Origin of the sequence: Polaromonas sp. CG_9.11 (assembly GCF_015752225.1) — a bacterium.
In the GTDB taxonomy this organism is placed as follows: Bacteria; Pseudomonadota; Gammaproteobacteria; order Burkholderiales; family Burkholderiaceae_C; genus Polaromonas.
Map to the genome: position 1 here is coordinate 314,330 of NZ_JADOVE010000002.1, position 21,407 is coordinate 335,736.

At 61.9% G+C, this 21,407-nt stretch carries 25 protein-coding genes; 9 read left to right on the plus strand and 16 right to left on the minus strand.

Translation table 11 applies throughout. The annotated features are described in order from the left end of the window. Window positions 1-5: 5 nt before the first annotated feature. Genes gspM through gspG form a run of 7 tightly spaced genes read right to left on the minus strand, consistent with a single transcriptional unit; the run spans window position 6 to window position 4,931 of the window. Window positions 6-506 (minus strand): type II secretion system protein GspM, encoded by a 501-nt coding sequence (gspM, locus tag IWX85_RS03215; RefSeq protein ID WP_036809267.1) that lies wholly within the window; start codon window positions 504-506, stop codon window positions 6-8. After that, complete coding sequence (gene gspL / locus IWX85_RS03220) at window positions 503-1,732, minus strand: type II secretion system protein GspL (protein WP_196868726.1); 1,230 nt, start codon at window positions 1,730-1,732, stop codon at window positions 503-505. Before gspL ends, gspM begins: the two co-directional genes overlap by 4 nt. A 33-nt stretch (window positions 1,733-1,765) precedes the next feature. After that, window positions 1,766-2,761 carry a type II secretion system minor pseudopilin GspK gene (gene gspK / locus IWX85_RS03225; RefSeq protein WP_051984260.1) on the minus strand — a complete coding sequence of 332 codons (996 nt, stop codon included), beginning with the start codon at window positions 2,759-2,761 and terminating at the stop codon, window positions 1,766-1,768. Continuing rightward, entirely contained in the window at window positions 2,761-3,489 is a 729-nt protein-coding gene (locus IWX85_RS03230) for a type II secretion system protein J (protein WP_036809273.1), read from the minus strand. The genes gspK and IWX85_RS03230 overlap by 1 nt, the downstream gene beginning before the upstream one ends. 2 nt (window positions 3,490-3,491) lie before the next feature. After that, window positions 3,492-3,869, minus strand: a complete 378-nt coding sequence (gene gspI, locus IWX85_RS03235) for a type II secretion system minor pseudopilin GspI (RefSeq protein ID WP_036809276.1) — start codon at window positions 3,867-3,869, stop codon at window positions 3,492-3,494. After that, complete coding sequence (locus tag IWX85_RS03240) at window positions 3,869-4,498, minus strand: prepilin-type N-terminal cleavage/methylation domain-containing protein (protein WP_370584187.1); 630 nt, start codon at window positions 4,496-4,498, stop codon at window positions 3,869-3,871. Before IWX85_RS03240 ends, gspI begins: the two co-directional genes overlap by 1 nt. After that, window positions 4,482-4,931: a type II secretion system major pseudopilin GspG gene (gene gspG, locus IWX85_RS03245; RefSeq protein ID WP_036809279.1), complete on the minus strand. Its 450-nt coding sequence runs from the start codon at window positions 4,929-4,931 to the stop codon at window positions 4,482-4,484. The genes IWX85_RS03240 and gspG overlap by 17 nt, the downstream gene beginning before the upstream one ends. A 65-nt stretch (window positions 4,932-4,996) precedes the next feature. Between gspG and IWX85_RS03250 the strand changes: the two genes are divergently transcribed. The 8 genes from IWX85_RS03250 (at window position 4,997) to IWX85_RS03285 (ending at window position 11,529) form a co-directional block, all read left to right on the plus strand. Further along, window positions 4,997-5,410: a general secretion pathway protein C gene (locus tag IWX85_RS03250; protein ID WP_196868727.1), complete on the plus strand. Its 414-nt coding sequence runs from the start codon at window positions 4,997-4,999 to the stop codon at window positions 5,408-5,410. Between the two features lie 213 nt (window positions 5,411-5,623). Further along, a complete protein-coding gene (pilB, locus tag IWX85_RS03255) occupies window positions 5,624-7,357 on the plus strand; it encodes a type IV-A pilus assembly ATPase PilB (RefSeq protein WP_196868728.1) in 1,734 nt (577 codons plus the stop codon). An 85-nt stretch (window positions 7,358-7,442) separates the two neighbouring features. Then, entirely contained in the window at window positions 7,443-8,660 is a 1,218-nt protein-coding gene (locus IWX85_RS03260) for a type II secretion system F family protein (RefSeq protein ID WP_196868729.1), read from the plus strand. Between the two features lie 17 nt (window positions 8,661-8,677). Then, window positions 8,678-9,517 carry an A24 family peptidase gene (locus tag IWX85_RS03265; RefSeq protein WP_231379487.1) on the plus strand — a complete coding sequence of 280 codons (840 nt, stop codon included), beginning with the start codon at window positions 8,678-8,680 and terminating at the stop codon, window positions 9,515-9,517. 3 nt (window positions 9,518-9,520) lie between these two features. Beyond that, window positions 9,521-10,132: a dephospho-CoA kinase gene (coaE, locus tag IWX85_RS03270; RefSeq protein WP_036809288.1), complete on the plus strand. Its 612-nt coding sequence runs from the start codon at window positions 9,521-9,523 to the stop codon at window positions 10,130-10,132. 37 nt (window positions 10,133-10,169) lie between these two features. After that, the gene (gene zapD / locus IWX85_RS03275) at window positions 10,170-10,925 is read left to right on the plus strand and encodes a cell division protein ZapD (RefSeq protein ID WP_036809290.1); all 756 of its coding nucleotides are present in this window, start codon (window positions 10,170-10,172) and stop codon (window positions 10,923-10,925) included. Between the two features lie 59 nt (window positions 10,926-10,984). Continuing rightward, window positions 10,985-11,191 carry a DNA gyrase inhibitor YacG gene (locus IWX85_RS03280; RefSeq protein WP_036809293.1) on the plus strand — a complete coding sequence of 69 codons (207 nt, stop codon included), beginning with the start codon at window positions 10,985-10,987 and terminating at the stop codon, window positions 11,189-11,191. A 77-nt stretch (window positions 11,192-11,268) separates the two neighbouring features. Next, window positions 11,269-11,529, plus strand: coding sequence for a hypothetical protein (locus tag IWX85_RS03285; RefSeq protein ID WP_196868731.1), 261 nt, complete (start codon window positions 11,269-11,271; stop codon window positions 11,527-11,529). 52 nt (window positions 11,530-11,581) lie between these two features. Here IWX85_RS03285 and grxD read toward each other — a convergent pair whose 3' ends face one another. The 4 genes from grxD to hemA all read right to left on the minus strand — a co-directional run bounded on the left by grxD (window position 11,582) and on the right by hemA (window position 15,517). Further along, window positions 11,582-11,911 carry a Grx4 family monothiol glutaredoxin gene (gene grxD, locus IWX85_RS03290; RefSeq protein WP_036809300.1) on the minus strand — a complete coding sequence of 110 codons (330 nt, stop codon included), beginning with the start codon at window positions 11,909-11,911 and terminating at the stop codon, window positions 11,582-11,584. A 156-nt stretch (window positions 11,912-12,067) separates the two neighbouring features. Then, entirely contained in the window at window positions 12,068-12,913 is an 846-nt protein-coding gene (prmC, locus tag IWX85_RS03295; protein WP_036809302.1) for a peptide chain release factor N(5)-glutamine methyltransferase, read from the minus strand. 96 nt (window positions 12,914-13,009) lie between these two features. Next, complete coding sequence (gene prfA / locus IWX85_RS03300; protein ID WP_036809305.1) at window positions 13,010-14,131, minus strand: peptide chain release factor 1; 1,122 nt, start codon at window positions 14,129-14,131, stop codon at window positions 13,010-13,012. Window positions 14,132-14,227: 96 nt separating this feature from the next. After that, the gene (hemA, locus tag IWX85_RS03305; protein ID WP_036809308.1) at window positions 14,228-15,517 is read right to left on the minus strand and encodes a glutamyl-tRNA reductase; all 1,290 of its coding nucleotides are present in this window, start codon (window positions 15,515-15,517) and stop codon (window positions 14,228-14,230) included. 111 nt (window positions 15,518-15,628) lie between these two features. Here hemA and IWX85_RS03310 point away from each other — a divergent pair, with 111 nt between their 5' ends. Next, window positions 15,629-15,919 carry a hypothetical protein gene (locus tag IWX85_RS03310; protein ID WP_196868732.1) on the plus strand — a complete coding sequence of 97 codons (291 nt, stop codon included), beginning with the start codon at window positions 15,629-15,631 and terminating at the stop codon, window positions 15,917-15,919. A gap of 67 nt (window positions 15,920-15,986) precedes the next feature. Here the strand turns inward: IWX85_RS03310 and ugpQ are convergent, their stop codons facing one another. From ugpQ to ugpB, 5 genes are all read right to left on the minus strand, one after another. Next, complete coding sequence (ugpQ, locus tag IWX85_RS03315) at window positions 15,987-16,748, minus strand: glycerophosphodiester phosphodiesterase (RefSeq protein ID WP_370584189.1); 762 nt, start codon at window positions 16,746-16,748, stop codon at window positions 15,987-15,989. A gap of 215 nt (window positions 16,749-16,963) precedes the next feature. Further along, a complete protein-coding gene (locus tag IWX85_RS03320; protein ID WP_196868733.1) occupies window positions 16,964-17,983 on the minus strand; it encodes a sn-glycerol-3-phosphate import ATP-binding protein UgpC in 1,020 nt (339 codons plus the stop codon). 23 nt (window positions 17,984-18,006) lie between these two features. Beyond that, entirely contained in the window at window positions 18,007-18,858 is an 852-nt protein-coding gene (ugpE, locus tag IWX85_RS03325; protein WP_196868734.1) for a sn-glycerol-3-phosphate ABC transporter permease UgpE, read from the minus strand. 51 nt (window positions 18,859-18,909) lie between these two features. After that, the gene (gene ugpA / locus IWX85_RS03330) at window positions 18,910-19,791 is read right to left on the minus strand and encodes a sn-glycerol-3-phosphate ABC transporter permease UgpA (protein WP_036809320.1); all 882 of its coding nucleotides are present in this window, start codon (window positions 19,789-19,791) and stop codon (window positions 18,910-18,912) included. A 213-nt stretch (window positions 19,792-20,004) separates the two neighbouring features. Further along, complete coding sequence (ugpB, locus tag IWX85_RS03335; protein WP_036809323.1) at window positions 20,005-21,318, minus strand: sn-glycerol-3-phosphate ABC transporter substrate-binding protein UgpB; 1,314 nt, start codon at window positions 21,316-21,318, stop codon at window positions 20,005-20,007. Window positions 21,319-21,407: the final 89 nt, after the last annotated feature.

Consider the following 21,407-nt stretch of genomic DNA (forward strand, 5'->3'; position numbering starts at 1 on the left):
TCTGGCTAGCGGGCTGGCAGGCCCATCACAAGAACGCCATTCCAGACCGGGCCGCCTGGCGTCGAGGCGCGCACCAAACGGGCCTCAATCAGTGCCGAGCGGGCATTCAGGCGCGCCTGCGTCAGCCACTCTGCCAGCGCATCGGGGGTGGCGTCCTTGACGGTGATGCTGGCGCGCTCGCCTGCCAGCACCAGCTGGGCGCTGGCGCCCAGCGTTTGCTTGGTGGTGGCGGTCAGGGCGCGAACCGCTTCGTCAAAGCCCAGTGGAGGCTGCTTCTGGACGGCCTGCGCCTGCAGCTGCATTGCCTGCATGGTCTGCAGTTGCGCGTCCAGCACCCTGGCTTGGGCGTCGGCGGTGCGCAGCGTGCCAAGTGCCGGCCTGATGCTGAATTGCCAGAGCACGATGGCCAGGACCAGCAGGCCAGCCAGCCGGATGCCATTTTTTTCGCGACCCGGCAGTTGGACCCAGCGCGCTCGCAGCGGCTCCAGGGCACTTGTCAAGCTCATGGAAAACGCTCCTCTTTCATTGTCAGGCCATCGGCCTCCATGCGCAGGCTGTAACCCCGGGGCTGCAGTCGCGCGTCGATTTCGGCCAGAGCGGAAGCCGAGAGGGAAAGTCCTTTCATGCGGAGTTCATTTGCTATGAATTCAATAGCTGTCGGTGAAGTCGTATCGGGCGCGGAAGCCTGAAAATGTCCTAACATGGTTTCCATGTCGGCAGCCGAGGCGACGCCATTGCGGCGTTGCAGGTCGGACAGCGCGCGGGCCATTTGCACCGGCGCGTCCACGACCACGCGCACGTCGGGGAACGTGGCGGTCAACAGGTTGCGGATGGAGGAGCGCTGGGCGGCCTGTGCGGACTGCTCTTTCCAGGCCCAGGCCTGAAGGCCCACCAGGTTGGCCAGTACCAGGGCCGCACTGGCCCATCGGGCGGCACGCCAGCGCGGCGCCCTGAACAGCGAGGACAGCATGGCCGACAGATGCTTGCGGGTACGGGTGCCCCTGGTGTAGAGCAGGTCGAACTGCGCCATGTCCCAGTCCGACTGCGCCGCCGCCAGCCAGCGCTCCGGCGGCGTCTGCAGCCGGGCTGGACGGTTGAAGAAATGTTCCGCCAATGCGGCAACGCCGGGTTCTGCCAGCACTTCGGCCTCTTGCGGCCATGCCATCAGCGCGGCGCTGGCCACTGACAGCGGCAGCAGCGTCACGCCTTCAGGTCCGGTGCGCATCAGCTGGGCCTGGTCGGGCGTGCCAGTGATATGCAGCGAGGCGGGGGCATCGCCAGAGGGCGGCGCCAGTTCGGGTACGATGCGCGCGACCGGCCTGCCGGCCTGCGTCAGCATCGCCAGCCAGGCATGCAGCCAGGCCCTGTCACAGGCCGCGACCCACACGGGTTCGTCTGCGCGCGGGTTCGGCTCGATGGCGAAATGCAACTGGCTGGTCTCGTCAAGCACGCTGTCTTCCAGCAGCCCGTCGAGCACGGCACGCAGCCGCCCGGCATTGCCATCCTGGAACAAGCCACCCTTCAGTGCGCCCCGGGGCAAGGCAAGCCGGTGCCAGGACAAGCGGCTGGCGGGAACCACCGCCACGATGACGGCGCTGGAGGGTGCGGGCAACAGGGATGCGGGTGCCTGAACGGCGCGCAAAACGGTGTATCCGTCATCGCTCAAAACGCCCTCGCAAAGCATGGCGGCAGTCGGAAGCGGCTGGGAAAGGGTGACGATCAGGGTAGTCATGCTTGTATTAAGGGGCCATTGTAGGGGGGCGTGTCAAGGCACCGAAGCGCCCCGGTCGCGCCACAAGGTTTTCACCTCCAGACCGTCGCGCTGCACCACTGAACGTTCCTCGACCACTGCCTGGTCCAGCCGCAGCCGCCCCTGAACCTCGAAGAAACGTGAATTGACGCTGTGCTGCGCTTCATTCAGCGGCAAGGCCGTCTGGCCAAGCTGCGCAGTCACTTCGGCCAGCGTCTTGAAGTGATTTGCCTGGCGTGTGTTCACCAGCCGCTGGGCCTGCCCCATTTCCAGCGAAGGAATGCAGGCCGACAGCACGGTGGCGCTGGCGGTGTTCAGGTTGACCGGGGTGCGCACCGGCAGGAGGGTGATGTAAGGCCGCAGGACGGCCAGACTCGGCGCCGACAGTCCCAGCCAGACCAGCTGATCGATGCGCTGCGGCAGCAGGGGCGCCTGTTGGGCAGCCGCATTTTCGGGGCTGGTGTCCAGCGCAAGCCGCAGGTTTTCAACCAGCACCTGCAGTTCCCCCGGGGGAAGTCCCAGCAACTCGAACAGCTTGGCAAAGGCTTTCACCGACGGCTCGGACACCTTGCCACCGCTTTCCACCAGGTTGATGATGTTCAGGCGCGATTGCAAATCGGTGATCAGGCCCGACAGGAAGGTTTGCGAAGCAGTGGCCTCGTCGTCCGGGTTGGTTTTTTTGTCGGCCGCCAGAAAGGTTGAAAGCCGCGCTTCTTCCAGCGGCACAGCCCAGGGTTCCGACAGGTAGTCGGCGCCGCCTGAGCGGGCATCCTCGCGCAGGATCAGGCGCGCCCAGTCGAGCGCACCGGTCAGCAGCCAGAGCGACTGCACCCGCGCACGTTCGGCGGCTTCTACTTCAACGCTGCGCCATTGCTGCCACAAGGCACCGGCCGCGAGGCTGGCCACCAGCGCCACCGTCAGCATCGCCGTGAGCAGGGCTGCGCCCGCCTGGCGGGCTTGGCGTGCAGCCGCTGCCGCGCCGGGACGCGCCAGCGACTTTCCAGTGTGCATCACGACTTGGAGCCCGCCAGCGCTGGACGGACCCAGTCGCGCGTGATGACGCCGTGGATGGCTTCGCTGCCGGGAAGGGTCAGCACCAGCCGGACGCCGTCGGGCAGCGCCAGGTCGTTGTCAGCGGGCTCGGGTGGGCTGCGAATCGGCGACGCTGCGGGGGTGTTGGCGTTGTCGCTGGACAGAGGATTGGTCCAGGCATTGCCGCGAAAGTAGAAGATCTGCCATTGCGCCAGCGGTGTGATGCGGACTTCGTCCCTTTTTTCGGCATCGCCCGGGTTCTGTGCCCACTGGGCGGCACGCTCCCAGGCGGTTTGCAAGGCGCCCCGGGAAAACTGCGGCGGCGACTGCCATCGCAGCCACTGGTCGGTGCCGTTTACATTGCGCCGTGACCAGGCCACTACCAGCAGGCCGTCGCCAGGCCGGACGGTGCTGCGGCGGACAATCCGCAGTCCGCGCCCATCCCAGTCCAGGGTGGGTGTGCGAGGCAACTGCGCCAATGCGTCCAGGTCTGCCGACCATTGCGTGAGGCCAGCCTGCAAGGTGAGCACCGCATCAGCCCGCTGTTGGATCTGCGCCTGTGCCCGCACCATGCCGTCGAGCCCGCGCCAGCTCAGGCCGGCCATCAGCGCCATCGCGGCCAGGGCCACCAGCAGCTCGATCAGGGTAAAGCCGCGTGCCTGCGCAGGGCGCGGCAAACGGCGTGAAGCAGCATGTCGGAGCGCCATGTTCAGTACCTTCCCACGATGGTCGACAGCGCGAGTATTCGCGCTGCACCGTCGAGCACCTGTGCTTCAACCCGGAGAAAATTCGGATTGGGCGTAGGCTGCACCCACAGTCGCACCGCCAGGCTGCGGCCGGCTTGTTCGCAGGTGCTGGTATTGTCGCCAACCGCTGGCATTTGCCGGGACAGCCGAACATTCACCAATGCATTTTCGGCGCACAGGTGGGCCAGCAGCAAATCAGACTGGCGTTCCGAATTGCGCGTCAACGAGCCTGTGGCCCGCACACCGGCGGCCAGCGCGACCGCGACGATGCCAAGCGCGACAAGCACCTCGATCAGCGTGAAGCCGCGAACGCCAAAGCGTTTGATCCGGCTGCGCAGCATCACCTGCTACCTTCCACCATGACCGAGAAAGGCCGGATGCCATCCGTGGCCAGAATCAGGCTGCGCGAAGGGTCCGAAATGGACACCAGGCGAATTTGCTGCGGCCCGATGACCGGTTCTGGTCCTAGCACCACGACATTGGTGACGGCTGCGCGAACGTCCGGGCCCAGCCACTCAGAGGGAAAACTTGAGCCTTTCGCCAAGCCTTCGAAAACAAAGCCGGTGGCGGTGGGGCGCCATCGCACCGGGTTGGCAGTCATGCGCGACTGCGCCCGGGCTGAATCTAGCAGGACCGCGAGCCGCTGCGCTTCGCGTTCCAGCGCCGTCCCCGACGTGTCGCGCAGCGCCAGCCCCACGCCCGCTGTTGCTATGGCCATGATCGCCAACACCATCAGCAATTCAATCAGTGTGAACCCGGCCTGGCGAATTCGCCGTGCAGGCGCACCGCGCGTCATGGCAACCTTGGAATGCAGCGAATCAAGCAAAGCGGGAAACGTGCGCGTACTCGTTCCAAACCAGCCCGGGCTGTGGAACTGGTTGTGCCAGGCCGCAGGCGCAGCGGCCTCCTCGGGGGTCGGCGCAGCACACGCAGTGACAAGCGCGGGAACTACCTCAATCCCAGCTGCCAATATCCGCATTCTTGCCCTCTCCACCGGGTTGCCCGTCGGCACCGAAGGACATCACGTCGATTTCGCCCTTGATGCCAGGGTTTAGGTACTGGTAGGGTCGACCCCAGGGGTCGTTGGGCAGCTTGTCTACGTAGGATTTCCAGTTGGAAGGAATTGATCCGGTGGTCGGCTTCGCCACCAGCGCCTTTAATCCCTGCTCGGCGGCAGGGTAGCGCTGGTTGTCCAGCCGGTAAAGTTTGAGCGCCTGCATCAGGTTGTTAACGTCGGTCTTGGCAGCCGTGGCGCGCGCATCGTCAGCACGTTCCAGTACGTTGGGCACCACCAGCGCGGCCAGCACACCGATGATCACCAGCACCACCATCAGCTCAATGAGAGTGAAACCTGCTGAGAGGCGCCGTCGAACGGACAGGAAGGAAGGTTGTTGTGTAGTCATATAGTCGCTTCAATCATAATCGTGCCATGCAGACAGATGCCCATCACCTATGGTTTACCAGAATTGTGACATTCACCATCTCCGCACTGGCTGCTGCCAGCGTCGTGTACTGGGGTCTGAAGATCCGGGGACTGCCAACGCCGGTCGTGCCTTCCTCCACGCTGCTTGAGCCAACGCCTGCTGCCAGTTCACAGGCCATTGCCCGGGCGCTGGGCGGCGGGATGACCCCTGCCGCCACGCCGTTAACCGCAGCGCCTGCAGCCAGTCGCTACAACTTGATTGGCGTGGTGGCAGGACGCATCCAAGCCGGCGCTGCGCTGATATCGGTTGATGGCCAGGATGCCAAACCGGTTCGGGTGGGTACCCTGGTTGACAACGAGATGGTGCTGGAATCGGTAGACGGTCGGCAGGCGGTATTGACCTCAAGCACGGGAAGTTCGGCAAAGCTGACGCTGGAGATGCCCAAGCTGACTCAGTAATGCTTGTTTTTCCATGCCACCCGACGTATGACCCACCAATTTTCAGGAGATCAGCGTCGAAACGGTTCAGGTTGAATCCATCAAACCTGGTTCTGTTGCATTCTTATTTATTTTGCAAATAATTGAAGCAAGATACTGCCGTTGTCGAGTCGCTTGGTTTACACCTTGCAATCATTAAGCGATGATTCTTTCTTTGACAACGTATTGAAAACCATGTCTGTTACCGAGACCGCACCAAAAAATCCAGCCCTCACGGCTTTGCCTGGACTCGGCAGAGCTTTGGTGTCGGCTGGAAAACTGGGCCAAAAGGCAGCCGAGGACATTTTCCTCAAAGCGCAGGGCAGTCGAAGCAGTTTCATCGCCGAATTGACAGGGTCAGGCGCGGTCTCGGCGTTCGACCTGGCGCACATCATGGCAACCTCCTTTTCCGCGCCGCTGGTGGACATGGACGCTGTCGATATGCAGCGTTTGCCCAAGGACTTGCTCGATACAAAAATCTGCCTGGCCTGCCGCATCGTGGTGCTGGGAAAGCGCAACAACCGGCTCATCATTGCAACCGCAGATCCGTCCGACCAGAGCGCGGCAGAACAGATCAAGTTCTCCACCCAATTGGGCGTTGACTGGATCATTGCCGAATACGACAAGTTGTCCCGGCTGGTCGATGGTTCTGGCGCCACGGCGTCAGAGATGATTGAAAACATCGTTGGCGAGGAGTTCGAGTTTGACGAGGACATCTCGGCGCCGGCTGCTCAGGAAAATGAAGCGAGTGCGTCGGAGGTTGAAGACGCACCGATTGTCAAATTCCTGCACAAAATGCTGGTCGACGCTTTCAACATGCGTGCGTCAGACCTGCACTTTGAGCCGTTCGAGCATTCCTACCGGGTTCGATTCCGCGTGGACGGCGAACTGCGTGAAATTTGTTCTCCGCCCATAGCGATCAAGGAAAAGCTGGCCGCGCGCATCAAGGTGATTTCCAAGCTGGACATTTCCGAGAAACGGGTTCCGCAGGACGGCAAGATGAAGCTCAAGATCGGGCCCGACCGCGTGATCGACTTCCGGGTTAGCACCTTGCCCACCATGTTCGGCGAAAAAATCGTCATTCGTATCCTGGACCCCAGCAGCGCCAAACTGGGCATTGACGCACTGGGCTACGAGCCGGAAGAAAAGGAACGCTTGCTGGAAGCGATCAAGCGGCCCTACGGCATGGTGCTGGTGACAGGGCCGACAGGCTCGGGGAAAACTGTCTCGCTCTACACCTGCCTGAACATCCTGAATACCGCCGGTGTGAACATTTCCACGGCCGAGGACCCGGCCGAGATTACCTTGCCCGGGGTCAACCAGGTCAGCATGAACGAGAAGGCTGGAATGACCTTCCCGGTGGCCCTGAAGGCCTTTTTGCGGCAAGACCCCGACATCATCATGGTCGGCGAAATCCGTGATGTCGAAACTGCAGACATTGCCATCAAGGCTGCTCAAACCGGCCACCTGGTGCTTTCCACACTGCACACCAACGATGCGCCGACAACCCTGACGCGCATGCGAAACATGGGGATTGCGCCCTTCAACATCGCCTCAAGCGTGATCCTGATCACTGCCCAGCGGCTGGCACGGCGCTTGTGCCCGCACTGCAAGGCAGCCATCGAGATTCCGCGCGATGCCATGCTTCAGGCTGGCTTCGAGGACGATGAGGTCGATGGCTCATGGAAGCCTTTTCATCCGGTAGGTTGCGCCAAATGCAACAACGGCTACAAGGGCCGGCTGGGCATTTACCAGGTCATGCCCATTTCCGAAGAAATCCAGCGCATCGTCCTGCGCGACGGCAGCGCCATGGAAATCGCGGCCCAGGCCGAAGCTGAAGGCGTGCGCAGCCTGCGCCAGTCCGGCTTGTACAAAGTTAAACTGGGAATGACCTCGATGGAAGAGATATTGGGCTGCACCAATGCCTAGCCTGGTGCGTGGCATGGCCTGGACAAGGACATCGGGCGGCAGCGACAAGACGGCTCAAAAGCCGTCCACACAACGATAAGGCTTTATGGCAACCGCATTGTCCAAAGATATCAAGGAATTTGTCTTCGAGTGGGAGGGCAAGGACCGGGGCGGCAAACAGGTTCGCGGCGAGGTTCGCGCTTCGGGCGAGAATCAGGTCAAGGTATCGCTGCGCAGGCAAGGGGTAATGGCAACCAAGATTAAAAAGCGCCGCATGCGTTCAGGCAAGGCCATCAAGCCGCGTGACATTGCCATCTTCACCCGCCAGCTCGCCACCATGATGAAGGCCGGCGTGCCGCTTTTGCAGTCTTTCGACATCGTGGGCCGCGGTAATCCCAACGGCAGCGTAACCAAACTGCTGAACGATGTGCGTACCGATGTTGAAACCGGAACGTCGCTCAGCGGTGCTTTCCGCAAATACCCGATGTACTTCAATGCGCTGTACTGCAACCTCGTCGAGGCGGGCGAGGCTGCCGGTATTCTGGAGTCGCTGCTCGATCGCCTGGCAGTTTATATGGAAAAAACCGAGGCCATCAAGTCAAAAATAAAATCGGCACTCATGTATCCGGCTTCCGTCGTAGTGGTGGCTTTCGTGGTGGTTGCCGTGATCATGATTTTCGTGATTCCCGCGTTCAAGGAGGTGTTTTCATCATTTGGCGCCGATTTGCCGGCGCCCACACTGATCGTCATGGCCATCAGCGAGTTTTTTGTCGCCTACTGGTGGCTGATTTTTGGCGGCGTAGGTGGTGGCATCTATTTTTTCCTCCAGGCCTGGAAACGCAGCGAAAAAATGCAGAAGGTCATGGACCGGCTGCTGCTGAAACTGCCTGTATTTGGCACCCTGATCGAAAAATCCGTCATTGCCCGCTGGACCCGTACCCTGTCCACCATGTTCGCGGCCGGCGTGCCGCTGGTCGAAGCGCTGGACTCGGTCGGTGGCGCATCGGGAAACTCGCTCTACGCCGACGCCACCGAGAAAATCCAGCAGGAAGTCTCCACCGGCACCAGCCTGACCGCTGCCATGGGCAATGCCAACCTGTTTCCCACCATGGTGCTGCAGATGTGCGCCATTGGCGAGGAATCGGGCTCGGTGGACCACATGCTCGGCAAGGCCGCCGATTTTTATGAAGCCGAAGTCGATGAGATGGTGGCCGGCCTGTCCAGCCTGATGGAGCCCATCATCATTGTGTTTCTGGGTACGCTGATTGGCGGGATTGTGGTGTCCATGTACCTGCCAATCTTCAAGCTGGGCCAAGTCGTTTGATGCTGCTGGCAGCAGACATGGGGCCCGGACTTGTCGCGGTGCTCGCTGGAATTCTCGGTCTGCTCATCGGCAGCTTTCTCAATGTGGTCATCTACCGGGTTCCCAGGATGATGGAGCGCCAGTGGGCAGCCGAATGTGCCGAGCTGAACGACGCGCCAGCGCAACCGGCAGAAAAATTCAACCTGGTGACGCCGCGTTCACGCTGTTCCAGTTGTGGCCATTTGATCCGCTGGTATGAAAACATTCCGGTGCTCAGCTATGTTTTCCTTCTTGGCAAGTGCTCGGCTTGCGGTGCGCCTTACGGGGTTCGCTATCCGCTGGTCGAGGCCGTCACGGGCGGCTTGTTCTTCTTTTGTGCCTGGCGCTGGGGCTGGACACTGACGGCGCTGGCCTGGTGCGGATTTTCTGCCGTGCTGCTGGCGCTGGCAGTGATTGACTGGGACACCACCCTGTTGCCTGACGACATGACCTTGCCCCTGCTGTGGGCGGGGCTGATCGCGGCTGCGATGCAATGGAACCCGGCGGTCGATCTGCCATCGGCCCTGTGGGGGGCGGTGGCGGGCTATCTCTCATTGTGGGGGGTGTACTGGGCCTTCAAGCTCGCCACCGGCAAGGAGGGCATGGGCTATGGCGACTTCAAGCTGTTTGCCGCGCTCGGGGCCTGGTTTGGCTGGACCGCACTGGTGCCCATGATTCTGATGGCTTCGGTGATTGGCGCGGCGGTTGGCATCGCAATGAAGTTCTCCAGCGGCCTGCGCGAGGGCGGCTATGTGCCTTTCGGACCTTTTCTGGCCGGGGCGGGCTTTACCGCGATGATTTTCGGCCCCCAGTCTATTCTTCAGTTCATTGGTTTGTAAGCCATGCATCCGCTGGTTCAGCGTATCGGCCTGACAGGCGGCATCGGCAGCGGCAAAAGCACTGTGGCGCGCGTTCTGGTGAAGTGCGGCGCCGGGCTGATCGATGCCGATGCGATTTCCCGGCAGCTGACAGCGTCAGGAGGGGCCGCCATCGGGGAACTGGCTAAGCAGTTCGGTCCGCAGATCATCACGGCAGACGGCGCAATGGACCGTGACCGGATGCGCCAGCTTGCGTTCAGCGACCCGGCGATCAAAGGGCAGCTCGAAGCCATCATTCATCCCCTGGTCAGCCAGGAAGCCACCCGCCAAACCAGCGCAGCCGTGCAAGCCGGCCGAGCCTGCATCGTGTTTGACATTCCTTTGCTGGTGGAATCCAGACGCTGGCGCTGTCAGCTCGACCGTGTGCTGGTCATTGACTGCACGGAAGAAACGCAAATTGCTCGTGTCATGGCCAGAAACGCCATGTCGCGTGAAATGGTCGTGAAAATCATCGCCGGCCAAGCCACCCGCGCGCAACGGCTGGCGGCGGCTGATGCCTGTATTTGTAACGACACCTTGTCGCTGCAGGCGCTGGAGCGGCAGGTGCGTGAGTTGGCATGCAGCTTCGGGCTATGATGACAAAACATCTACTGAAGCTAGGAAAACCAGTTCCGTGATTCTTTACGAGCATCCCTTCAACGAACGCATACGCACTTATCTGCGGCTTGAACACCTGTTTTTGCGCCTGGCTGAACTGGTGAAACGGGAAAGCCCGGTTGACCATCACCACGCGCTGGCGACCATTTTCGAGATCATGGACGTCGGTGCACGGGCTGACCTGAAAACCGATGTGCTCAAGGACATTGAAAAACAGAAACACGTGCTCAACGGCTACCGGGGCAACCCGGTTATCTCCGAGCGGGTGCTTGACGACATCACCGCCGAGCTTGAAGCGTGTTTCTCAAGCATGAATGAACTTTCAGGCAAGGTCGGCCAGTCTTTGACCGAAAACGACTGGCTGATGAGTATTCGCAGCCGTGTCGGCATCCCGGGCGGTACTTGCGAATTCGACTTGCCGGCCTACCATGCCTGGCAGCACCTCAGCGTCAACGTTCGCCAGCATGATTTGCAACGCTGGGTGTCGCCGTTGGTGCCGCTGGCGGAGTCGCTGAACCTGCTGCTCAGGCTGGTGCGCGATTCGGGGGCGCCGCAAAAAGTGATTGCGCCAGCTGGTCAGTACCAGCAAATGCTGCCACAGGGGCGGACTTTCCAGTTGTTGCGGCTGCGGCTGCGTTCAGGCGTGGCGGTGATTCCCGAAATCAGCTGCAACCGCCTGATGGTGTCCGTGCGTTTCATGTCCCATGACAACGACGGTCGCCAGCAGGCCAGCAACGAGGAAACCGTGTTTGACCTGACACTGTGCACCTGAGCCGGACCAGACCGAACTCGCATTGCGTACTTCATCCTGACACGATCCTTCTTCTCCATATGAAAAAAGCCCCTTCACCTGTGCGGCAGGTGGTCTGTCCCGGTTGCGGCGGTCCCAGCGTTTATGCACCCAGCAACCCTTTTCGTCCCTTTTGCAGCGAACGCTGCAAAAACGTCGACCTGGGTGCCTGGGCGAGAGAAGATTTCCGCCTGCCCGCAGACACGCCGCCTGATGACTCACCCTACGGCGATCCGAAACTGCATTGAGGCCTGACTTGGCTGGGCCTTTCAAGACTGCTCAAAGGGGCATTGCGGCGTAAGCAGGTGGCAACATGGAGATAAAAATGAAAAACATCGTAGTCAGGCCATTTTGGACCGCCATTTGCCTAGCCGCCATGCTGGTCGGCAGCGCGCACGCCGGGGCATCATCCGTAACTTCCGGCGACAAGCCGGCGGCGTCCGCCAAGAAGAAAAAGACAGGCGCCAGCGGCCAGGTCTGGTTTCTGCCGGGTTCCGCCGAAATGCCCAATGAACGAAACAGTCGCCTGAAGCGTGAATGCCAGGGACAGGTCAATGCCGGTGCCTGTGCAGGCTATACGCGCTGAAACAGAAATGAAAAACGCCCGCAGCGCGGGCGTTGCATGGGGTTGCTTGGCTTCAGTCCTGGGGGGCGCCCAGCATTTCCTGGAGTTCGCCGTTCTCGTACATCTCCATCATGATGTCGGAGCCGCCCACGAACTCGCCCTTGACATACAACTGGGGAATGGTTGGCCAGTTGCTGTAGGTCTTGATGCCGTTGCGGATGCCTTCGTCTTCCAGCACATTGACCGTAGCCGGCTTGGTCACGCCGCAGGCCTTGAGCACCTGGATCGCGCGTCCGGAAAAACCGCACATCGGGAACTGGGCAGTGCCCTTCATGAAAAGCACCACATCGCTTGATTTGACAATTTGCTCAATGCGTTGCTGGGTCGGGTCGGTGGGGCTCATGTTGAAATCCTTCGGGTGAAAAGGCCTTGCCAGGCCGTGAGGTCGGTAACCGGCCAAGAGGCCGGAGCGTTGAATCCATGGAACTTGAATGCAGCCATTCCAAAACTGGATTATCGCTGTCTGCCCGATGCCGCGCACCCGTCAGGGATTGTCATGTCAAGCTGGCCGTTGGCCGCCGGAGCAGCGCTCGATGCCTGCCAGATCGTAACGGCTTCCAACCTGTAAAAATCCTTGCCGAAGCAGCAATTCGCGGACCTGCCCCGCCTGGTCGTAGCCGTGTTCCAGCAGCAGCCAACTGCCAGGCAGCAGATGGCCGGGCGCTTGCTGGATGATGCGCCGGATGTCGTCGAGCCCATCGGCGCCGGCCGTCAGCGCCTGCAGCGGTTCATGCGTCAGGGCCGCCAAGTGCAGGTCGGCGCTGGCGATGTAAGGCGGATTGCTGGCGATCAGGTGAAAGCATCCGTCCACTGCTTGCAGCCAGGAGCTTTCAATGAACGCCACGGCCAGGTCCAGTCGCTGGGCGTTTTCACGGGCGACATCCAGCGCATCGGCACTCGCATCAACCGCGGTGACCTGCGCTTCGCGGCCCGCTGCCTTCAGGCTGTGCGCAATGGCCAGGGCAATCGCGCCGCTGCCCGTGCCCAGGTCCAGAACCTGCAGCGCCGTGCCTTGCGCCTTCAACACCTCAAGCGACCATTCCACCAGGGTTTCGGTATCGGGACGGGGCACCAGCACGCGCTTGTCGACTTGTAGCGGCAGGCCAAAGAATTCCTTGGTTCCGACAATATAGGCCAGCGGTTCGCCCTCGGCCCGGCGCAGGCTCAGGGCGCCAAACAACGCGATGACCCCTGGCGCGAGTTCGTCGGTGTCGTGCGCCAGCAGCCAGGACCGGCCGCTGGGGGGCTTGCCCAGCGCGTGCAGCAGCAGCAACTGGGCATCGAGCCGGTCGAGCCCAAGTCGTTGGGCCGCTGCCAGGGCGTGCGCGCAGGAAGATTGATTCACGGTCTTATTTTTATTTGCTATATAAATAATAGCAGTTTACGCCCGTGCTTATTGCGCGAAGCGGCTATTTCTCTTGAAGTGACAGGGTTTTTCTGATCAGCCGCCGTTGTTCGCCGCTTCCAGCTCGTTCAGCTGCTCGGCGCCGCGCGCCACTTGCAGCGCCGTGATGACGTCGTCCAGGTCGCCCTCCATGATGCTCAAGAGCTTGTACAGCGTCAGGTTGATGCGGTGGTCGGTCAGCCGGCCCTGCGGGAAGTTGTAGGTGCGGATGCGGTCGCTGCGGTCGCCGCTGCCAATCAGGCCCTTGCGCTCGGCGGCGTCCTTGGCGGCCTGCGCCGAGCGGTCTTTCTCGTGGATGCGCGCGGTCAGCACCTTCATCGCCTGGGCCTTGTTGCCGTGCTGGCTCCGGCCTTCCTGGCATTCGGCGACGATGCCGGTCGGAAGGTGCGTGATGCGCACGGCCGAATCCGTCTTGTTGATGTGCTGGCCGCCGGCGCCGCTGGCGCGGTAGGTGTCGATGCGCAGGTCGGCCGGGTTGATCTGGATGGCGACGGCTTCATCCGGCTCGGCCAGCACCGCCACGGTGCAGGCGCTGGTGTGGATGCGGCCCTGGGTTTCAGTCGCCGGCACGCGCTGCACGCGGTGGCCGCCCGACTCGAAGCGCAGCTTGCCGTACACGCCCACGCCCAGAATGTCTGGCGGGCCGTCGATGCGCAGCACCACTTCCTTGTAGCCGCCCAGCTCGCTCGGCGACTCGCTGATGATCTCGACCTGCCAGCGCTTGCGTTCGGCAAAGCGGGTGTAGAGACGGAACAGGTCGGCGGCAAAAAGTGCGGATTCATCGCCGCCCGCGCCAGCGCGGATTTCAACGAAGGCCGCCCGCTTGTCGTCAGGGTCCTTGGGAATCAGCATCAGCTGGAGTGCTTCGTCGAACTGGGCGATATCGGCCTTGGCGGCATCCATTTCTTCCTCGGCCATGGCCGCCATGTCGGGGTCGTTCCTGGCTTCGGCCAGCATGCTTTCGGCGCTGGCCAGGTCGGCTTCGCGGCGCGTGAGGCGGTGGTACTGCTCGGCCACCACGCTGGCCTCGGCATGTTCGCGGGTCAGGGTGCGAAAGCGGTTCAGGTCGCTGACCACGTCACTGGCGGACAGCAAGGCGTCAAGTTCGTGCAGCCGCAGCAACTGGCGGTCGAGGGTCTGGCGAAGAAAGGGTTTCATGGGCAAGGACAAGAAAGCATCAGGAGAGACTTCCGGCAGCTTGCCGGGAGGAAGGTGCAACGCGCTTTGGCGTCTGCGGCTGTGCGAGATCCGGCGCTAACGCTCTTTGCGATCTGACGTGGACCGGGGGATCTGCCCGCGCAGAAAAAGCTTGGACACGGTGCGCGCTGTGGCTTCGCGGCTGCTGGCATCGCCCGCATGCAACTCGGCCATCGTGCCATGCAGCATTTTTTGGGTCAGGCCGCGGCTCATGGCTTCGAGCACTTCCTCAATTGATTCGCCCCGGGCCAGCAGTTTTCTGGCGCGCCCGATCTCCAGCGCGCGCCAGGCATCGGCCTGCGCATTGAGCTGCTGGATCAGCGGCACGCTGCCGCGCTGGTCCAGCCAGTGCATGAAGTTCTGCACGCCCGCGTCGATGATCACCTCGGCTTCGGCCACTGCCGCCTGACGGCTGTCGCGGCCGGTCTGCACCACATGCGCCAGGTCATCGACGGTGTAGAGGTAAACATCGGACAGCGCCTTGACTTCGGGCTCGATGTCGCGAGGCACCGCCAGATCGACCATGAACATCGGCCGGTACCGGCGCTGCTTCAGTGCGCGCTCGACCGCGCCCAGGCCGATGATGGGCAAGGTGCTCGCGGTACAGCTGACGACGGCGTCGAATTCATGCAGCCTGCCCGGCAGGTCGCCCAGGCGCATCACCTCGGCGCCAAAGCGGCTGGCAAGCTTTTCGCCACGCGCCAGGGAGCGGTTGGCAATCGCCATGGCCTTGGGATTTTTGGCGGCGAAGTGGGTGGCCGCCAGGTCAATCATTTCACCGGCACCGACAAACAGCACCTTGATGTCGGCCAGGTCTTCAAACAGCTGGCCCGCCAGCCGCACGGCCGCTGCCGCCATGCTGATGCTGTGCGCGCCGATTTCGGTGCTGGTGCGCACTTCCTTGGCAACGGCGAAGGAGCGCTGGAACAGCTGGTGCAGCGTGGTACCCATGGCGCCGGCGTCTTCGGCGGCGCGCACCGCGTCCTTCATCTGGCCGAGGATCTGTGGCTCGCCCAGCACCATCGAATCGAGCCCGCTGGCGACGCGGAAGGCATGGCGCGCGGCTTGGTCATCGTGCAGCGTATAGGCATGGGCGCGCAGCAGAGCCGGCGACACGCCGCCGTTGTACGCCAGCCATTCGACCGTGCTGTCCAGGTCTTCGGTAGCGCCAGCGCAGTAGATCTCGGTGCGGTTGCAGGTGGACAGCAGCGTGGCTTCGGGCTGGCGTGCCAGCGAGGCGCGCAGGCCGCGCAGGGTGGGTTCGACCTGGTCGAGGGCGAACGCGAAGCGCCCGCGCAAATCCAGCGGTGCGGTGTGATGGTTTAGCCCCAGGGCCCAGACTGACATACGCGCATTATAAAATTGAAGTGATCAGAACCGGACATCCGGTCACAATCTCCTTTTGCCTCTTTCCACCGGCCGCTTCTGGCGCGTTCCCCTGAATCCCGACGGACTGCCATGACTGCTTATCTCCTTGCCGGGCACTTGCTCAACCTGCTGGCGCCTGCTGCGCTGATCGCCTTGCTGATGGTGGCGTTTTCCCGCCTGGTTCCGGGGATTTATACACCAAAGAAGGCGCTTGCGCATACCTGGTGGGCACAAGCAGCTATCAATTTTGTAGTCGGTTCAGCGGTGCTGGTCGCTGGCCTGGTGCTCCTGGGCCGTGATGGCAAGATGCTGACCTATGTGCTGCTGGTGCTGGCCATGGCGGCCAGCCAGTGGTTTCAGCTGGGCGGCTGGAAGCGCTAGCGCCAGGCCTTCCCGTGCAAGGCTGGCAACTGGTTTTTTGATCTGGGTCAATAAACCGACGGCCGGATCAAGTCGGGCTGAACAGATCGACCCGGTCGGTGATGATGCCGTCGGTGCCCAGTTCCATCAGGCGCCGAACGGCAGCGTCGTCGTTCACGGTGTAGCTCAAGGCGCGCAAGCCTGCATCGTGGGCAGTTTCAACTCGGGCGCTGTCCCATAAAGCATGGTTGCAGACCACTGCGACGCAGCCCAGCGCAAGGGCGGTTTGCAGCCAGCTGTCAGGCAGCGTCTCCAGGAGCAGGCCGCGCGGCAAACCGGGCGCAGTTTCGCGTGCACCCAGCAGCGCATCCTGTGAAAAAGAGGTCAACAGCGGCATAACGCTTGCGCCTTGCCACCAGCGCATGGCATGCGATGCCACCACCTCGCCGGTGCGGCGCTCGGTTCCCGGCGTCGGTTTGATCTCGATGTTCAGCGCATAGCCATTGGCGCGGCAAAAGCGGGCGGCGTTTTGCAGCGTTGGCAGCGGCTCGCCGGCAAAAGCGCGCGAATGCCAACTGCCGGCGTCGAGTTGCGACAATTCGGCCCAGGCATGGTCGCCGCCTGTCGCGCTGGCACCGGCTTCCAGCTTTTCGGCGGCATTGGTCGTGCGGCTGAGCGTGGCGTCGTGCATCAGGAAGGGCACGCCGTCAGCGCTGAGCTTGGCATCGCATTCGAACATGCGGTAACCATGCTGTGCCCCCAGGCGGAAGGCAGCGAGCGTGTTTTCAGGCGCCAGCTTGCCGGCGCCCCGGTGCGCAATCCAGAACGGATAAGGCCAGCTGGCCCCCACGCTCCCCACTGCGCGTGGTGCGCTGCCCCCCGAGGGGGCCACTGCGCCTGCAGTCCGGTGGGGTGTTGCCCCCACGCTCCCCACTGCGTGTGGTTCGCTGCCCCCCAAGGGGGACGCTGCGCCTGCAGTCCGGCTAAGCCGGTCCTGCGGCCCCTGCTGGTTTGAGGCGGGGATGAGGCCGCTGGCCTTGATTTGCCTGCTTGGGTCCGGGTTTGTCATAGGCGCTGGCCAGTGGCTGCGTCGAACCAGTGCAGCCGGTCGGGACGCGGTGTGACCTGCAGCGTGGCGCCAATCGTTGGCGCGGACGACAGGCTTTCGTCGGTTCGCACGATCAGGAACTCGTCGCCCAGACGGCAGTATAACAGGCGCTCGGCACCCAGCATTTCGACGGTGTCGACCACCACTTTCCAGCCGCTGTCGCCGACCAGCAGGTGCTCGGGCCGGATGCCCAGGATGGCGCCTGGCTGGCCGCCAAAGTCGGCGTTGGGTCCGTTCTTCAGCAGGTTCATCGGCGGCGAGCCCATGAAGCTGGCGACAAAGGTGGTGGCGGGGCGGTTATAAACCTCTTCCGGCGTGCCGAACTGTTCCATGCGGCCAGCGTTCATCACCATCATCCGCTGGGCCAGTGTCATGGCCTCGACCTGGTCGTGCGTGACGAAAAGTGATGTGATGCCGAGTTCGCGGTGCAGCTTCTGGATTTCAAGCCGGGTCTGCACGCGCAGCTTGGCGTCCAGGTTGGACAGCGGCTCGTCGAACAAAAACACCTGCGGCTGGCGCACGATGGCCCGGCCCATGGCGACGCGCTGGCGCTGCCCGCCCGACAGGGCACGGGGCTTGCGGTCGAGCAGGTGACCGAGTTCGAGGATCTTGGCGGCCTTGTCCACGCGCGCCTTGATCTCTTCCTTGGGCACCTTGGCAATTTTCAGCCCGTAGGCCATGTTGTCGAACACGCTCATGTGCGGATACAGCGCGTAGTTCTGGAACACCATGGCGATGTCGCGCTCGGACGGTTCCAGGTCGTTGACGACCTTGCCGCCGATAGAAATCTGGCCTTCGGTGATTTCCTCCAGCCCGGCGACCATGCGCAGCAGCGTGGATTTGCCGCAGCCCGACGGGCCGACGATGACGATGAATTCGTGGTCGGCAATCTCGGCGCTGACGCCGTGCAGCACCGGGACCGCGCTCTTGCCGGCGCCGTAGCGCTTGATGACGTTGGTGAGGGAAAGGGATGCCATTGATTGAGTGCCTGTCTTCTTGTCTATTTTTCGGTGTCAACCAGGCCCTTGACGAACCACTTCTGCATCAGCACCACGACCAGCGCGGGCGGCAGCATGGCCAGGATGGCCGTCGCCATGACCACGTTCCATTCATTGGCCGCGTCGCCGCCGGCAATCATCCGCTTGATGCCGATGACCACCGGGTACATGTCTTCGCTGGTGGTGGCCAGCAGCGGCCAGAGGTACTGGTTCCAGCCGTAAATGAACTGGATCACGAACAGTGCAGCAATGGATGTTTTCGACAGCGGCAGCAAGATGTCCCAGAAAAAGCGCATCGGTCCGGCGCCATCCATGCGCGCCGCCTCGACCAGCTCATCCGGCACGGTCATGAAGAACTGGCGGAACAAAAACGTGGCGGTGGCCGAGGCAATCAGCGGCACTGTCAGGCCGGCGTAGGTATTGAGCATGCCCAGGCTGGACACCACCTGGTAGGTCGGCCCGATGCGCACTTCCACCGGCAGCATCAGCGTGACAAAGATGGACCAGAAGAAGAAGTTCTTGAATGGAAAGCGGAAATACACGATGGCGAAGGCCGACAGCAGCGAAATCGCGATCTTGCCAAAGGTGATGCCAAGGGCCGTGACCAGGCTGACCCACATCATGCGGGCCACCGGCGCGGTCGAGCCGGCACCATCGCCGCCGCCGAACAGCGCGGTCCTGTAGGTTTCCCACAGGTTGCTGCCCGGCCACATCGGCATCGGCGCCTGGACGATCTCCTGCGCCGTGTGGGTCGAGGCCACGAAGGCCAGGTACAGCGGAAAGGCGACGATCACAATGCCCAGCAGCATGACCAGGTGGGCAAATATTTTCAGGACGGCGCTGCGCTCAACCATGATGGCGCGCCCTGAAATGCTGCAAGCCAATAGGGGGTGAAAAAGTGCGCATCAGTACTGGACCTTCTTTTCAACATAGCGGAACTGGACCACGGTGAGCGCGACCACGATCACCATCAGCACCACCGACTGCGCCGCAGAACTGCCCAGGTCGCCGTTCTTGAAGCCGTCGTGATAAACCTTGTAGACCAGGATCAAGGTGTCGCGGCCCGGTCCGCCCTGCGTCGAGGCGTCGACGATGGCAAAAGTGTCAAAAAACGCGTAAACGATGTTGATCACCAGCAAAAAGAAGGTCGTTGGTGACAGCAGCGGAAACTGGATAGACCAGAAACGCCGCCAGGGCCGTGCGCCGTCAATCGCTGCGGCCTCGATCAGGGACTTGGGGATCGACTGCAGTCCTGCCAGGAAGAACAGGAAGTTGTAGGAAATCTGCTTCCACACCGCTGCCATGATGATCAGTGTCATCGCGTGGCTGGAGTTGAGCAGGTGGTTCCAGTCGATGCCAAGGCCGCTCAGCGCATACGCCACCACGCCCAGCGTCGGCGAAAACATGAAGATCCACAACACGCCTGCCACGGCAGGCGCCACGGCGTAGGGCAGGATCAGCAGGGTCTTGTAAGCCAGCGCGCCCTTGATGATGCGGTCGGCAAACACCGCCAGCACCAGCGACAGGCTGATGCCCAGCACCGCCACCATGACCGAGAAGAAGGCGGTGGTCTTGAACGACTCCAGGTAGGCCTCGTCGTTAAACAGGTTCCTGAAGTTGTCCAGGCCCACCCATTCGGTGGACAGGCCAAAGGCATCCTGCAATTGAAAGGATTGCAGCAGCGCCTGACCAGCGGGCCAGAAGAAAAAGACGCTGATGACGATCAGTTGGGGCGCCAGCAGCAGCCAGGGTAGCCAGGCCGAGCGGAAAAGAACGCGTTTTTCCATGTTTCCATTCAGATTGAAACCGCCCGGGTGAGCTGTTTTGCAAGCGTCAGACCCGAGCGAGACAGTTTGCAAAGCCACAGCGTACACAGGACGGGCAGGCAAAAAACGTATTTTGGCATAAAAAATGCCGTTTCCGCCCGTCTATCATGTGCCAGTAGCTATGGATTCAGTAGCAAATGACGCCGCTTGCTTGCAAGTGTGTCGGCCAGTGCTTCAGGACTTGTTGGCCTTTTGGAAGCGTTCGAGTTGCTCGTTGCCCCGCTTGATGGCGGTATCCAGGGCTTCCTTGGGTTGCTTCTTGCCGCTCCAGATCTGTTCGGTTTCTTCGTCGATGATGGTGCGGATCTGGTTGAAGTTGCCCAGTCGCACGCCGCGTGACTTGTCGGTGGTCTTGCGGATCATCTGCGTCACGGCCACGTCAGTGCCCGGATTTTGCTTGTAAAAACCCGATTTTTCGGTCAGCTCGAACGCTGCCATGGTGATCGGGAGATAGCCAGTGCGTTTGTGGCTGGCCGACTGGACTTCAGGCTTGGACAGGTAGTTGAAGAAAGCCGCGACGCCTTTGTATTCATCCGGTTTTTTGCCGGCCATGGCCCACAGGCTTGCGCCGCCGATGACCGTGTTTTGCGGTGCACCGGCCACGTCCGGGTAATAAGGCAGCTGGGCAATGCCATAGGCAAACTTGGCTTCCTTGCTGACGCGGGCGTACAGGCCGGACGAGGCCGTCATCATGGCGCATTCGCCCGACGGAAAAGACACGTCTGCTGCATTGGCGCGGCCCTTGTAGACAAACAGGCCCTGCTTGGACATGTTGGCCAGGTTCTCGAAATGGCGCACATGCAGCGGCGAGTTGAAGGCCAGCCGGGCCGACGGGCCGCCGAAGCCGTTGTTCTGGGTGGCAAACAGCGTGTTGTGCCACGTCGAGAAACTCTCCAGTTGCGTCCAGCTGACCCAGCTGGTAGTGAACGGGCATTTGTGGCCGGCAGCCTTGAGCTTGCCGGCGGCCAGCGCCACTTCGGGCCAGGTGGTCGGGGCTTTTTCAGGGTCCAGACCGGCCGCCTTGAAGGCATCCTTGTTGTAATAAAAGATCGTGGTCGAGCTGTTGAACGGAAAGCTCAGCATCTGGCCGTTGGGCGCCGTGTAGTAACCGGCCACGGCAGGAATATAGGCCTTGGTGTCGAACTTGGCGCCGCCCTCGGTCATGACTTCACCGACGGGCTTGATGGCGCCTTTGGCCGCCATCATGGTGGCGGTGCCGACTTCATAGACCTGCAGGATGTGCGGCGCGTTGCCGGAGCGGAAAGCGGCCACCGCTGCCGTCATGGATTCGTCGTATGTGCCCTTGAAGGTCGGCACAACTTTGTAATCCTTCTGGCTGGCATTGAAGTCCTTGGCCAGGTCGTTGACCCATTCGCCGAGCGGACCGCTCATGGCATGCCACCACTGGACTTCGGTCTGGGCGTGGCTGACCAAGGGCGCGCACAGTGCGGAAATGGCCAGGGCGAGGGTGGATAAACGGTGCTTCATGAAATCTCCTGAAGGGAAAGCGGGATTCGCGGGAATGAAAAAAACAGTCTAGTGGCGCTTTGTGACAGCACCATTTAAACGACGCGCTG